The sequence below is a fragment of the Candidatus Effluviviaceae Genus I sp. genome (genome assembly GCA_016867725.1).
Classification (GTDB): domain Bacteria; phylum Joyebacterota; class Joyebacteria; order Joyebacterales; family Joyebacteraceae; genus VGIX01.
The window spans coordinates 19676-33996 of record VGIX01000004.1 but is presented as its reverse complement, the minus strand read 5'-3'; the positions used below and the strand labels follow the sequence as shown (position 1 = coordinate 33996).

The 14321-nt window shown below is 67.7% G+C and carries 12 protein-coding genes; 2 read left to right on the top strand and 10 right to left on the bottom strand.

The features are described from left to right. Positions 1-108: 108 nt before the first annotated feature. The 9 genes from FJY74_02280 to FJY74_02240 all read right to left on the bottom strand — a co-directional run bounded on the left by FJY74_02280 (position 109) and on the right by FJY74_02240 (position 9023). Complete coding sequence (locus FJY74_02280) at positions 109-1305, bottom strand: ABC transporter permease (protein MBM3307135.1); 1197 nt, start codon at positions 1303-1305, stop codon at positions 109-111. A 95-nt stretch (positions 1306-1400) separates the two neighbouring features. Further along, positions 1401-2612: an ABC transporter permease gene (locus FJY74_02275; GenBank protein ID MBM3307134.1), complete on the bottom strand. Its 1212-nt coding sequence runs from the start codon at positions 2610-2612 to the stop codon at positions 1401-1403. 21 nt (positions 2613-2633) lie between these two features. After that, positions 2634-3437, bottom strand: coding sequence for an ABC transporter ATP-binding protein (locus FJY74_02270; protein ID MBM3307133.1), 804 nt, complete (start codon positions 3435-3437; stop codon positions 2634-2636). 1146 nt (positions 3438-4583) lie between these two features. Beyond that, positions 4584-5867, bottom strand: coding sequence for a TolC family protein (locus FJY74_02265; protein ID MBM3307132.1), 1284 nt, complete (start codon positions 5865-5867; stop codon positions 4584-4586). Then, the gene (locus FJY74_02260) at positions 5857-6636 is read right to left on the bottom strand and encodes a YIP1 family protein (GenBank protein ID MBM3307131.1); all 780 of its coding nucleotides are present in this window, start codon (positions 6634-6636) and stop codon (positions 5857-5859) included. The genes FJY74_02265 and FJY74_02260 overlap by 11 nt, the downstream gene beginning before the upstream one ends. Positions 6637-6795: 159 nt before the next feature. Then, positions 6796-7428: an energy transducer TonB gene (locus FJY74_02255; protein MBM3307130.1), complete on the bottom strand. Its 633-nt coding sequence runs from the start codon at positions 7426-7428 to the stop codon at positions 6796-6798. A gap of 46 nt (positions 7429-7474) precedes the next feature. Then, a complete protein-coding gene (locus FJY74_02250) occupies positions 7475-7882 on the bottom strand; it encodes a biopolymer transporter ExbD (GenBank protein ID MBM3307129.1) in 408 nt (135 codons plus the stop codon). A gap of 19 nt (positions 7883-7901) precedes the next feature. Continuing rightward, positions 7902-8345 (bottom strand): biopolymer transporter ExbD, encoded by a 444-nt coding sequence (locus tag FJY74_02245; GenBank protein MBM3307128.1) that lies wholly within the window; start codon positions 8343-8345, stop codon positions 7902-7904. 60 nt (positions 8346-8405) lie between these two features. Continuing rightward, complete coding sequence (locus FJY74_02240; protein MBM3307127.1) at positions 8406-9023, bottom strand: MotA/TolQ/ExbB proton channel family protein; 618 nt, start codon at positions 9021-9023, stop codon at positions 8406-8408. Positions 9024-9763: 740 nt separating this feature from the next. Between FJY74_02240 and FJY74_02235 the strand changes: the two genes are divergently transcribed. After that, complete coding sequence (locus FJY74_02235) at positions 9764-11167, top strand: hypothetical protein (protein MBM3307126.1); 1404 nt, start codon at positions 9764-9766, stop codon at positions 11165-11167. 48 nt (positions 11168-11215) lie between these two features. Further along, on the top strand, positions 11216-13108 hold the full coding sequence (locus tag FJY74_02230; GenBank protein ID MBM3307125.1) for a hypothetical protein: 1893 nt from the start codon (positions 11216-11218) through the stop codon (positions 13106-13108). Between the two features lie 202 nt (positions 13109-13310). On the opposite strand, the gene FJY74_02225 is transcribed toward FJY74_02230, so the two are convergent. After that, positions 13311-14294, bottom strand: coding sequence for a PorV/PorQ family protein (locus FJY74_02225; GenBank protein ID MBM3307124.1), 984 nt, complete (start codon positions 14292-14294; stop codon positions 13311-13313). Between the last annotated feature and the right edge of the window lie 27 nt (positions 14295-14321).

Below are 14321 nucleotides of genomic sequence, written 5' to 3'. Positions count from 1 at the left end.
GATGTCCCCGAGGCTCCGAGGCGTCCCCATGTCCGGCTGCGCGGCGCTGCACGCGCCGACGCCCCATGCCAGAAGGAACACAACGCCGATCCACACGGGTCTTCTCATCTACTCGTGCCTCAGCGCCACGATCGGGTCGAGCCGCGCCGCCTTCGAAGCCGGGTAGAGCCCGAAGAACACCCCGACGCCGACGGAGACGCCCAGCGCGACTGCGATGGACCACGGCTGCACGACGGCCGGGATCGGCGTCGCCGTCGCGATGAGCTTCGCGAGCCCCGCCGCGATGCCCAGGCCGACGAGCCCGCCGAGCGCCGACAGCACGGCCGCCTCCACGAGGAACTGGGCGGCCACGTCCCGCGCCCTCGCGCCGACGGCCTTCCTGATGCCGATCTCCCTGGTCCGCTCCGTCACGGAGACGAGCATGATGTTCATGATCCCGACGCCGCCCACGGCGAGCGCGATGGCCGATATCCCGATCATGACGATCCACGTCACGCGCGTCAAGTTCTGGTACATCTCGACGAGCTGGGTCTGCGTGATCACGTCGAAGTCGTTCCTATCGCCCGCGCGGAGCCCGCGCCGCTTCCTGAGCACCTGCTCGGTCTCGACGATCGCCCGATCCAGAAGCTCCGCGCTCTTCACCTTCACCGAGAGCCGCGTCATGAGGCGCTCGCCGTACAGCTTGCCCGCGGTCGCGAACGGGATGATCACGTAGTCGTCCATGCTCTGACCGAACATCTCGCCCATGCGCTCCATGACGCCGACGACCAGGAACCGGTGCTCCCCGACGAAGACGGTCTTCCCGACGGCGTCCGTGCTCCCGAAGACGTGGTCGCGCACCGTGCTACCGAGGACGGCCACCTGGCGCCGCCGGTCCGACTCGGGCCAGGCGAAGAACCGGCCGTCCGCCACCCGGCTGTCCGAGATGTACTGGTACTCCGGCGTCACGCCGAGGATCATGATCTCCTTCGTCGAGGTCGAGCCGCGCCGCACCTTGCGGGCGACCGCCGTCTGCGGGGAGACCGCCTCGACCGAGGCGCAGGCCGCCTCGACCGCGTCGGCGTCGGCGCTCGTGAAGTCCTTGCGGCGGATGTACTCGAGGTACTGCTCGTAGGTCACGTTGCTCGCGGGGAACTTGCTCACGACGAACGAGTTGGTCCCGAGCGTCTTGAAGACGCGCATCACGCTCTCGTTGACGCCGGAGATGAGGGCGACCATCGTCACGACGTTCATGACGCCGATGAGGATGCCGAGCGACGTGAGGAGCGACCGCATCCTGTTCGCGCGGATCGTCCCGAGCGCCATGAGGACCGACTCCCACCCGCGGCTCGAGGGGATCCCGCGGACGTGAGGCGTTCCCTGTCCCGCTCCGCCGGCCGGGGCGATTCCGGAGGAACCCGTCATTCGTACCTCAGCGCCTCGATGGGGTTCAGCCGCCCCGCCCGGCGCGCGGGCGTGAGGCCGAACAGGATTCCCGTGACGACCGAGAACGCGACGGCGATGGCGACGCAGCCGCCGGTGACGGCGGCCGGAAGGGGCGTCACGGCCTTCACGAGCAGCGCGATCGCGGCGCCGCCCGCGATGCCGACGAGCCCGCCGAGCACCGTCAGGATGATCGACTCGATGAGGAACTGGAACGCGATGTCACGCCGCCGCGCGCCGATGGCCATGCGGACGCCGATCTCGCGCGTGCGCTCGGCCACCGAGACGAGCATGACGTTCATGATGCCGATGCCGCCCACGAGCAGGGCGAGCGAGACGATGCCCACCATCGCGAGGAAGAGCACGCCGGTGATCTGCTGGTAGGACCGCATGAGGTCGCGCTGCGTGTTGACGGCGAAGTCGTCCGGTTTGTCCCGCGGCACGTGCCGCCTCGCGCGCAGGAGCTGCCGGATGTCCTCGACCGCCCTTTCGATCGGGACGCCCTCCGCCGGAGAGCAGTCGATGACCACCGAGCGGCGGCGCCCGAAGGTCTTCTCGAGCGTCGTGATCGGGATGATGACGAGCCCGTCCAGGCTCTCGCCGAGGATCTTGCCCTTCCGCTCAAGCACGCCGATGACGCTGAAGCGCTTGCCCCCGACGCGGATCTGCCGCCCGATGGGATCGACCGAGGCGAAGAGCTCGTCGGCGACGTCGGCGCCGATGACGGCGACCGGGCGGCGCCGGGCCACGTCCGGGTCGGTGACGAACCTGCCGGCCTCGACCGTGAAGTTGTCGATCGTCTCGTACTCCGGCGTGGTGCCGCTCACGAGAATTGAGCGCATGTCGCGTCCCTCACGCGACACGGCACGGCGGGTGTGGACGTTCGGCGCCATGAGCCCGATCGAGGGAAGCTCGCCCACGGCCCTGGCGTCGGCCATCGTGATGGGCTTGCGGCTCCTGAAGTCCTCGTTGTCGCCCATCTGGACCCAGGGGTAGATGCTCACGGAGATGATGTCGGTGCCGATCGACTGAAACTGCGCGGCGATGCTGCGGTTGAGGCCCGAGATGAGCGACATGACGGCGACGAGCGCCCCGGCGCCGATCACGATGCCGAGCATCGTGAGCCCCGAGCGCATCCTGTGCGTCCGGAGCGTCCAGATCGCCGTCGCCATCGTCTCGCGCAGTTCCATGGGGGCTCCGGGGCGCGCGGGTCAGACGGTCGAGTCGCTCTCGACCATGCCGTCGCGGAGCTTCACGATCCTCCGCGCGTGTTCCGCGATGTACTGCTCGTGGGTCACGAGGATGACCGTGTTGCCGGCGCCGTGCAGCGCGCGGAAGAGCTGCATGATCTCCTCGCCGGTCGCCGAATCGAGATTGCCCGTGGGCTCGTCCGCCAGGAGGATCGACGGCCTGTTGATGAGCGCCCTCGCGATCGCCACGCGCTGGCGCTGGCCGCCCGACAGCTCGTTGGGCCGATGGTGCGCCCGGTCCCGGAGGCCGACGGCGTCAACGGCCTGCCAGACCATCGCCTCGCGGCTCCGGCGGTCCGACCGGCTGTAGACGAGCGGCAGCTCGACGTTCTGGAACGCCGTCATCCGCGGCAGGAGGTTGAACGTCTGGAAGACGAACCCGATCTCCGCGCTCCGGATCGACGCGAGCTCATCGTCGTCGAGCTGCGCGACCTCTCGGCCCTTCAGCAGGTAGGAGCCCGACGACGGGACATCGAGGCACCCGATGATGTTCATGAGCGTGGACTTCCCGGATCCCGACGGCCCCATGACGGCCAGATACTCGTTCTCACGCACGTCGAGCGACACGGCGCGGAGCGCGTTCACGCCCTCGGCGCCGACGTCGTAGACCTTGGAGACATCGCGGAGCTCGATGAGCACGGCTACTTCCTCTCCTCGGACGCCTCCTCGGCGCCCTTCGACGTCTTCTTCGGCTCCTCCACCTTGACGGCGTCTCCGCTCTTCAGGGTGCGCAGGACCTTGTACGGCCCCGAGACCACCTTCCATCCCGGCTCGAGCTCGGCGGTCACCTCGATGCTGAGATCGTCGGCGACGCCCGTGGTGACGGGGACGAAGCTCACGGTGTCCCCCACAACCGCGAAGACGCCTTCGATCTCCTTCTCCTCCTGGCGCTCACTGCGTCGCTGCGCGGTCTCGCCTTCTTTCGCCGGCTCGCGCCTGAGGCTTGAGGGGGTCCTCGATGCCACGGACTGGATGGGAACGTTGAGGACGCTGTCGCGAACGGCGGTGACGATCTCCACCGTCGCGGTCATCCCGGGCTTGAGGGCCGCGTGCGCCTCGCCCACGCGCACCTTGACGAGGAAGCTCGTCGCCTCCTCCTGCGTGCCGCCCATCTTCGTGATGCCCGAGTTCCCCACCTCGGTCACGTGGCCGATGAGCTTCGTGCCCGTCAGCGCGTCAGCCTCGATCTCGGCCGTCTGCCCCAGCCGGACGTCCACGATGTCCGTCTCGTCGATCTCCACGCCGACCTCCATGTCGGCGAGGTCTGAGATCGTCATGATGACCGTGCCGGGCGCGTTCATCGTGCCCGTCACGACGTTCTCGCCCGCCTCGACGTTGAGCTGCGTGATGACGCCCGCGATCGGCGCGTGGAACACGGTCTTGCCGAGCTGGTCCTCCGCAGCCTTGAGGGCAGCGGACGCCTCCTCCACCGCCTGCCTGAGCATCGCGGCCGCAGCCGACGCGTCGGTCCTCGTCTTTTCGGAGATGAGCCCTTTGGCGTACTGCTCCTCCGCGTCGGACGCCTCGCGCTCGGTCCTCGCCAGTTCCGCGCGCGCCCGCGCGACCCTGGCGCGGGCCTGCTCGACCGCCGAGCGGTAGTAGACGTCGTCCAGCCGCATGAGGAACTGGCCCTTCCTCACCTCGTCGCCCTCGCGCACGCCCAGCTCCTCGATGCGCCCCATCACGCTCGAACTTACCTGCACGGTCGTCACGGCGCGCACGCGTCCGGGCCCCGACACCTTGGCCGTGAGCGTGCCGCGCTCGACCTCGTCTACGGTGACCTGTGTCCGGTCCTTTCGGTTCACGCCCATGTTGGCCAGGAGCGCGGCGGCGACGACGACGACGCCTCCGACCAGAATGAGCGTGTTCCTCTTCCTCTTCTGCATGACACCCTCCGCGCCCTCTGGGGCGCTAGAGACCGAGAGCCGTCACGAGCTCCGCAGCGGCCGTCTCGTGATCGTACCGCGCCTGCACCACGTTCGCGCGCGCCCTGGAGTAGGCGACCCTGGCGTCGATGAGCTCGAGCATGCTCGCGGACCGCAGCCTGAACCTCTCCTCGGAGATCCTGAGGTCCTCCTCGGCCCGTGCGAGCGCCGTCTCCGCGGCCGCCACGCGGCTCAGCTGCTCTGCCAGCGAAAGGCGCGCCGTCTCGATCTCGTACGCGGCGGACTGCCTCGTGTCCTGGAGGGCCAGCTCGGAACTCCTGAGCGACGCCGTCGCCCGCGCGATGCCTGCCGTGGTCGCGAGCCCGTCGAAGATCGGAAGCGACAGACTCAGCGAAACGGTCCTCGAGTAGTCGTCCGACAGCCCGTCGAAGAACGCGTCGAAGGAGTCCTCGCTCCGGGCGTACTGCAGCGACAGCGAGAGGTCGGGCCACCTGCCGGCCTTCGCCGCGAGAAGCGAGCGATGCGCCGCGGTGACCGCCTCCTCCTGGGCGCGGACGTCGGGTCGCCTGGAGACGGCCTCGTCGAGGTCGAACTCGGACGGCGGAGGCGACTCCGCGACCGACGGGTCAACGGCCTCGATCTCCGTCGTCACATCGATGCCGATGGCGTAGCACAGCGCCGCCCGCGCCGTCGCCGCCGTCTTCTCGGCGCTGATGAGCGACAGCTCCTCCTGAGCGACCTGTACCTGGGCCTTGAGCAGGTCCGACCTCGACGCCGACCCGAGGTCGAACAGGCTCTCCGTCTTCCTCAGCTGCTCCTTCGCGAGCTCGAGCGCCTCGAGCTGCACGTCCCTGAGCTGCACCGACTTCAGGAGACCGTAGTAGGCCCGCCGTACGCCGAGGACGACCTCGCGCCGGGTCGCGTCGAGGGACGCCTCGGCCGAGGCGCGGCTGTGGCCGGCGCGGGAGATCGACGCGAAGGCCGAACCGTCGAACAGCGTCTGCGAGACCGAGACGCTGCCCGAGATTCCCGAGGTCGTCGTCTCACCGCCTCCCGCCACGGTCGTGCGATCGGAGTGCGAGAGCCCCGCGGACGCCCGCGGCAGCACGCCCGACCAGCTCGACATCGCGTCGGCCTTCGCTCCGGCCAGGCTTGCCTCGGATCGCGCGAGGGTCGTGTTGTTCGCAAGCGCGATCCCGACGCACTCGTCGAGGGTGTGCACCGTCGCCCGGGCGGATCCCGAGACGAGGACCACCGCGACGACAGCGACCGCGATCCGGGTCAGATTGGGCACCCTGTCACGACGCACGGAACATCCCTCCCCCCGGAAGGAAGGGCGCGAGGCACGTGAGCAGGAGCCACAGCCCCACCACGATGATCGCCGCCTTCCGAGGCGGCAGCCGGTAGGCCGCCGCGTAGCCGATGACGAGAACCGCGACAAGCCACAGCGTGAAGATGTCGAACCCGGACAGGAAGCGGTACAGCCTGTCGGAGGGCTCCAGGTTCCGGAAGAAGAGCGTGGGGCCCGTCTCAACGAAGAGCGTCTTCCTCGCCGCCATGAGCGGGAGCTTGACGATGCTCGCGAGGGCGGAGATGACGATCGCGTACGAGAACACGGCGCGCGACCGCCTGAACGTGCCCTTGCCCCCCACGAGACCCATGAGCAGGTGCAGCAGCCCGGCGCCCACCAACACGAAGATGAGCGTCCCGACCGCCGCCGAGACCATGCCCATCGGCAGACCGACGGCGGTCCCCATGCGGATCGCCTGCTCCGCCTGTTCGGCCGTGCCTCCGCGTTCCATGACCGCCTCGCGGATGTGCCTCGCCTGTTCCGGCATCACGATGTTCGGGACCGTGTAGGCCGTGACGATCACGCTCGCGACGATCACGATGAGAACGGGGACCCACCAGCGCGATCCGTCCTTCGTCTTCGTGGCGTCCGCCGGGTCGGGGACGGACGCGGCCGCCGACACGGCAGCGAACGTGGCCCCCGGGTCCGTGAACACCCCCGCGATCGAGCTCCACACGCCCCTCGCCCCTGCCTCGGGCGCTCCCTGCCCTGCCTCAGCGTTGGCCACTGTGCGACCTTCCTTTCCGCGCGCGGACCCGCGCCGTCCCCGCAAGACAAAGGGGCAACGCGAGGGCCCGCGCTGCCCCTTGAGACTTCCCAACCCAGCGATGCGTTTCCCCAGGAACGACCGCGGCGCCGCGCCGCTCACGGCGCGGCGGACGCGGCATCATCCGCGCAGCGAGAATCTGATCGGTATGCTGATTCTCACCGGCACGGGGATGTCGCGCTGCTTCGCCGGCCTGAACTTCCACTTGTAGACGGCCTCCACGGCCGCCTGGTCAAGGCCCGGGACCGACTGGAGCACCGTGGCCTCGATGACGTTCCCGAACTCGTCCACGCCGACCAAGAGCACGACGACGCCCTCGAGCTCCGCCTGCCTGGCCATGTCCGGATAGACGGGCTTCACCTGCTTGACGACCTGCGGGGGCTCGTCGTATGCGGTGAAGAAGTCCGCACGTCGAGGCGCCGGCGGCAGCTCCGGCGGGGCCTCCACGTCGAGCTCCGTGGATGCGATGGTCTCGTCGGCACTCGCGTCGTCGCTCGGTGCGATCTCCGTCGGCACCTCCGGCTTCTGTTCCTCGGCCGGCGGCGGCGGGACCTCGAAGTTGTCCGGGACCGAGATCGCCTCGAACTGCGCCTTCTCGCGGAGCTGGTACGGCGCCGGCCGGAACTCGGGACCGAACACGAAGACGAGCACATGGACCGCCAGGGTGATCCCGAGCGCCGTCCTCAGCGCCCTGGGATAGTCGTTCTTGAACGCCTGCTCCGCCGTCATGTTCGCCGACAGGTAAGGACTCATCTCGTGCGCCTCTGATTCCCAGCGCGGCGGCACGCCGCCGCGCGCCCTAGCTCTCTTCGGGGATGGTCGTGAACGACACCCTCAGGGCCTGGGCGAGCTTCAGCCTCTCCATGGCGTCGTTCATGATCTTGTACGGCGTCTTCTCGTCCGCGTTGAAGGCGATGATGAGCATCGGGTTCTCGTCCATCTTTCTGATCAGGATGGGCTCGATGTCGCCCATGGTGACGATCAGGTCGTCAATGGAGATCGTGCCCGCCTGGTCGATCCAGATGTGCACGACCTTCTCCTTGGGGACCTTCTCGCCGGCCCGCGACCTCGGCATGGTGATCGCCAGACCCTCCTCGAGCTTGAAGATCGTCGTCACCATGAAGAACATGTTGAGCAGGAACGCGATGTCCGCGGTCGAGGCCGTCGGGATCTTCGCTCCGAGCCTGGCTTTCCGCTGGAAGTCCACTGAGCGTCCTCCCTGCCGCCTACTGGTACTCGATCATCTTGATCGATATTCGCCGCTCGCGAGAGACGCCCTCGTTGTCGAGCTGGTCGTACACGAGCATCATCTCGTCGAGCAGGTCGATCATCTTGCCGTACGGAGCGTCCGGGTGCGACGCCAGCAGGAGGATCAGCTTGTCGTTCGCGATCAGATCCTGTTTGGCCTGTCTCGCCACGTCCGCCAGCGGCGTCGGCGTCGTCGCCTTGCCGACGTAGTACTCCCCCGTCTTCGCCGTCACGATCTCCAGGACGTTCGACCGCGCCACTTCCTTGACCACGCCCGCGCTCGACGGGAGAATGAGCGGGAGCCCGATGTCGGGGAAGCTCGTGCTCACGATGAAGAAGATGAGCAGGAGGAAGGCGATGTCGCCCGTCGAGGCCTCCGGGATATCGGCAAGTTCGGACCTGCGGCGCTTTCGTTTCCGCATCGTTGTGCCTTCCCTCCGACCGGAGGCCTCGCCCCCGGGCCGGACAGCCCGACGGGGCTGCTATTCGTTGGCCGCGATGGAGTCCACGAGCTCGGCCGCGCTGTCTTCCATCTCCACGACGAACCTGTCGATCTGCTGCACGAACAGGTTGTGCGCGAGCTGCACCGGGATGGCGATCACGAGACCGGCCATCGTGGTGATCAGAGCTTCCGAGATGCCGGCCGCGACGAGCTTCGCGCTCACCTGCTCCGCCTGGGCGATCGCTTCGAACGCCGCGATCATGCCCGACACCGTGCCGAGGAACCCGACCATCGGCGCGAGGTTGGCGACGGTCGCGATGATCACGAGCCCTCGCTCGAGGAACGCCATCTCGATGACGCCGGCGCTCTCGATGGCCTTCTCGACTGCCGCAGGGCCCTTCTTCGACTGCAGAAGCCCGGCGTGCAGGATCTGAGGAATGGGGCCGCGCGTCTTCGCGCAGATCTCCAGCGCCTGGTCGCGCTTGCCCTGCTTGAGCGCTGCGACGACCTTCTCCATGAGGCCGCCGACGTTGGCCCGCGCCTTGTGAAGCGTGATGGCGCGCTCGACGATCAGGGTCACGCCGATGACGGACAGGACCAGCAGCCACCACATGAACCTGCCGCCCTTCACGAACCAGTCAACGAAGCCGCTGCTCATGAACCTCTGCCCGAACGTCTTCTCCGCCGGAGCAGGTTCCGGCTCCGCGGGAACCTCCGGGGCCGCCTGGGGCGCCACGGTGTCCGTGGGCGCCGCGGACGTGTCTGCAGACGTCGGCGCCGGGGCAGCCGTCTGGCCTGGCGTGGTGGGACTCGGCGGAACGCCGGGCGTCTGAGCGGAAAGCGGGGTCAGCGAACCGGCCACTGCCAGCGCGAGAAGCGCTGCCGGGATGACGAACACGGCTCTTCTCATCACTCTCTTCACTCCTCCCGTGACCGCGACCGGACTCGCCTTGGCGCCGGGCGCGGAGACCACGACCATGGTGCGATGACCGAACGACGAAAGATCGCCTCAGGATTCGTCTTCTCTCCACCTCCTGATGCGCCCGAAGCGGCGCGCATCTCGGAACGCGACGCATCGAGCCGCGCTGATTGTCATGCCCGCCGGCGCCGGAGACAGCGGTCTCCGGCGCCTCGGTTCCGGATTCTACATTCGGCGTGTCGACCTGTCAACGGTTTTGTCCGCGCGATCCGTGAGGCTCCGCGCACGCAGGCGGGGCCGCGACCGAGCCGGTTTTCGTGTTGACAGACCATAGGCCGCCTGTATAATGAGAAGTGCCCCCCCCCACCGAGGACTCCTCGTGGGGGCATTGAGCATCCGGTGTCGGTGCTGTCGGTCTGCGCGGCGTTGGATCGGGCCGACTCGAGGGCTCGGCTTCCCAGGTGTCTTGGAGGACAGCCATGAGGTTCTTGAAGCAGGCGGCAGGGCGAGCGTTCGCGGTGGTCCTGACGGGACTTCTGCTCGCCACCGTGTTCTCGGCCACCGGCTGCCGCAAGCAGGACAACGTGTTCGTGGACCGCAACCTGGCGCCCGACACACGGCTCACGAGCGCCCCTGCGCCCTACTCGCAGCAGAACTACCGGGTGCACATGCGCTGGATCGGGACCGACCCCGACGGCTACGTGGTCGGCTTCTACTTCGCGTGGGACGACACGACCCCCTCCAGCTGGATCTACACGTCGAGGAACGACAGCCTCTTCAAGGCCCTCATCGACACGGCGGGCGAGACCCGTCGTCACACGTTCTACGTGAGGGCCGTCGACAACGAGGGGAAGCTCGACCCGACCCCCGCCAGGATCAGGTTCGACGCATGGACGGCCCTGCCGAGGATCACCTCGCTCTACCGCGTCGGCGGTCCCAAGGACCCGAACGACCCGGGCTACGATCCGACGCGCAGGGACACCGTTCTCATGGGAAGCGATTGCGCGTTCGTGTGGAGCGGCTTTGACCCCGACGGCGACGTCGGCTCCCCGGTGCTGTTCAGCTGGCGGCTCGACTCCAACGAGCACACCCCCTGGGACCTCGGCACCGCGACCACGGTCGGCGGCATGGCGAGCGGCACGCACACCATGTACGTGAAGGCGAAGGACGAGACGGGCGCGGAGTGCTTCCCGTCAAGCTACAGGTTCGAGATGAACTTCGCCCCGGACAGCGACATCGTCTGGCCGATCGAGCCGTCGGGAACGCTGACGATCCCCGACAAGGACACGATCTGGTTCAGGTGGACGGCGCGCGACAAGGAGGAGGACCTCGGTCTCCACGGCGGCGTCAAGGAGGTCTGGATCGAGCTCGACGGTGCCGCATTCCTGAGGAAGTTCGTGTACACGGGGCCTCCCTATACGGGCGAGTGGTACTTCACGTCGCGTGCGCCCACAACGGACCCCCACTACATCGCGAGCTACAACATCAATCCTCCGGCCGGCGGCAACCGTCCGCACGAGTTCCGGATCTACGCGAAGGACGTCGAGGACCGCGTGGAGACCACGAGCACGCTGGAGTTCGACCGCGAGGTCTACAGGTTCTCCTACAACTACCCGCCCACCACGACGATCCTCCATCCGGCGGACGGCGACACGCTGGACTCGAGCTTCACGATATCGTGGATCGGGAACGACGTGGACGGCACGGTGGAGAGCTACCAGTACGTGCTGGACCCGCGCATCAACGCGTGGTCCTGGAACCAGAGCACCAGCCGGACCTACACGGACGTGCCGCCCGGTGAGCATCTGTTCCGGGTGAAGGCGCGCGACAACTCGGACTGCTGGGAGCTCGGATATCAGGAAGTCACCTTCTACGTGAGGTAGCCGGGGCCGCGTGCGCTGGCCAATCGGGATCAGGAGGAGCGGCCGATCATGATGTGGGCCAAGAGAGCAGTCGCGATGACCCTGCTTGCCGGCGTTCTCGCCGCGGCGATGCTCGCCGGGTGCAGCAAGTTCGAACCGGGCACGCCGAGACCGAACATCCCGCCGGAGACCACGCTGTCCTTCGCGCCGGACCAGGGCGGCAGCGCCAGCTACCGGGTCAGGATGAACTGGTTCGGCTGGGACCCGGACGGCGAGGTGGCCTATTACTGGACAAAGTGGGACACGCTCGACTGGGTGAGGGTGGTGAGGACCGACAGCATCTTCTACCTCTCTGCCAACGCCGACGTGGACGCCCAGTTCGGCTACGAATACCACACGTTCTCGGTCAAGGCTGTTGACAATGTGGGCGCTGAAGATCCGACGCCCGAGGTCGTGTCGTTCACGGCGTTCACAGCGATCCCCGAGACGGAGATCACGATCGGGCCGGCCGCGCAGACCGGTCCCATGGTGTCATTCACGTGGACCGGCAGGGACCGTGACGGCATCATCGTCGGCTACGAGTGGCGGCTGTTCAAGTGGGTGAACAACGCGTGGACTCTGGTCGGGAACAGCGGCCCGCTGTCCGCCGACGTCGTGACCGCGGACTTCGGGCCGCTGTCGGGCAAGCACAGGTTCATCGTGTGGGCCATCGACGACGCCGGGGTCGCGGACCAGACACCGGCGGAGCGCATCTTCAACTGCATCGACGAGCTGGCCGGCGCGGTCCTGACCATCCAGTCGAGCGCGTTCGGGACGATGACGTTCCGCGGTCCCGTGTGGCGCGAGCAGTACAACCGTCCCACACCGATCTTCGCGGGCGAGCGGCTCGCGTTCATCTGGAGCGGGAACGCGGGCGACTACGGCGGCAGGATTCGAGGCTATCGACACGCGTACGACGACACCTCAGCCTGGCCCGCGTGGTCCATGTTCAACACGCGATTCCAGGTAGCGCCCACGCTCGGAAGGCACTCGCTGTACGTCAGCGTCCTCGACAACGCCAACGTGATGACGAGGGCCCGCGTGTACTTCGAGGTCGTCGAAGCCACTCTGAACGAGTACATCCTCGTCGTGGACGACTGGGACGCAAGCGAGGGGTCGCCGGCCTGGGGCACCGACGCGATGAGGTCGGCGTTCTACGACACGATCCTCGCGGGCTACGCGAGGGACCGCGTCGAGTGGGATCCGTGGCGTCACTTCGTAGAGGGTTCGCCCAACCAGCCTCCCGACGTGGATGCCTTGCGCGGAGCGTCGACATGCCTGTGGTACTCCGACGGGTCCATGCCGCCCTCGCAGTGTGCGTTGCAGAAGGCCTTCGCATCGTCGAAGTACAACGCGCTGGCCGGCTACGTTCGCGTGGGAGGCAACCTGATACTCGAGGGGCGTCAGAACATCGGCGCGATCATGAACAGGACCTACCCGACGGTCTACGTGGCGGACCGCGACACGACGGTGGCGGGGATGTTCGTCAAGAATACGCTTCGCATCCGCTCCGCGACGAGCAGCCAGGCCGGATCGAACCCGGGCTATCCGTCGGCGTACGGGTTCTGCTTCTACGGCGCCGTGCCGACCGACCCCGGGACGTTCACCCCGATGTACATCGACAGCCTTGGCAAGTACTGGGTCATGTACGGAAGGCCCCATCCCTACCGCCGGTGCGGGCTGGCGTACACGGAGAAGCTCGAGGTGAACCTCGGCATGGGCATCGTGCCCTTCAACATCGACTCCTTCCTCAACATGAACTTCGAAGGGCAGCCGTGCGGCGTGCTGTACCTCTCCGGTGACAACCGCGGCAACGTGGCCTACTTCAGCTTCCCCTTCTACTACATGAAGACCGCGCAGGTGAAGCCGGCCATCGACAAGTTGCTCCTGCTGTTCGGCGAGGAGAAGCTGCCGGGGCACTAGCGGGACAGGAAGGACCTGCGCAGCGCGACGCGCAGCGACGCGGCAGGCTGCAGCAGACGCGGACAGTCCCACTGCAGCGACGACGGCGCCCGGGAACCAGTCGGTCCCGGGCGTCGCTTCTTCCTCTCACGTTCACGTGGTGTGGTCTGGTGCGAGTGGCGACCGCCGCGGAGACGAACCGAGCGGTCGGGCCGCCGGCCTGCTAGAAGTGGAACGACACCCCGACCTTCTGCGACGGCTCGAGGTTCCCCATGTCAACGAAGGCGTAGTCGACACGAACCTCCGCCTCCTTGCTGCTCGGGAACCGCACGCCCGCCCCGAACGTCGCGCCTTCCTCATCGTAGCCGACGCGGTAGCCTGCTCTGCCGTAGACGAAGATCGGGCCCTTGTTGAACGTGTACTCGGCGCCCGCGTTCACCTTGCCCTCGCCGTCTGCCGGCAACTTGTAGTCCGCGGCCACGACGAGCCGATGGCGCACGACGTCGTAGAGCCGGATCGACGCACCGACGCGGTACGTCGCCGGGAGAGGGAACTCCTCGCCGAAGCCGGTCTCGGACCCCGTCCCGGCCCAGCGGTCCTTGGGACCGAGGTTGAGCGCCGCTGCGCCGAGCCTCAGGTTGCGAAACGGCGTGTCGTACAGAAGGCCCGCGTCGGCGTACACACCCTCGCAGAACGCCTCGGCCAGGTGGAGGTGATACCAGTGCAGGGTCGCGCCGGCCGAGATCCCGCCGCCGAAGTCCCAGCAGTAGGAGCCTCCGAGCGACATGTCGCCGGCGTCCACGGGGTCCAGGGCGCCGATGCCGAAGGGACTCTGCGGGTCGTAGTACTCGCTGAGCTCACGATAGGGACTGATCTGCATGACCGCCCAGCTGAATGCCATCGTGCCGGGGAGCGTGCTGTGCCGGAACCCGTAGGCCAGGTGCTGGTACGACACGCCCGCGGCCCATGTCGAGTTGTGGATGTGGATCTCGCTTCCCTCGAGCCTCGCGAGCCCGGCCGGGTTGTAGAAGACCGTCATGGCGTCGTCAGCGAGCCCGGTGAAGGCGCCACCCATGCCCATCTGTCTGGCCCCGCCCTCGACCTCAAGGAACGCCGCGAGATGCGTGCCCGCCCCGCCGGCCCACGCCGTCGGGGCAGCGCACAGCAGGAGGAAGATCGCGGCTCCGATCACGACCGATCTCAGCAAGTCCCCTCTCCTTTCGGCGCTCCGCGC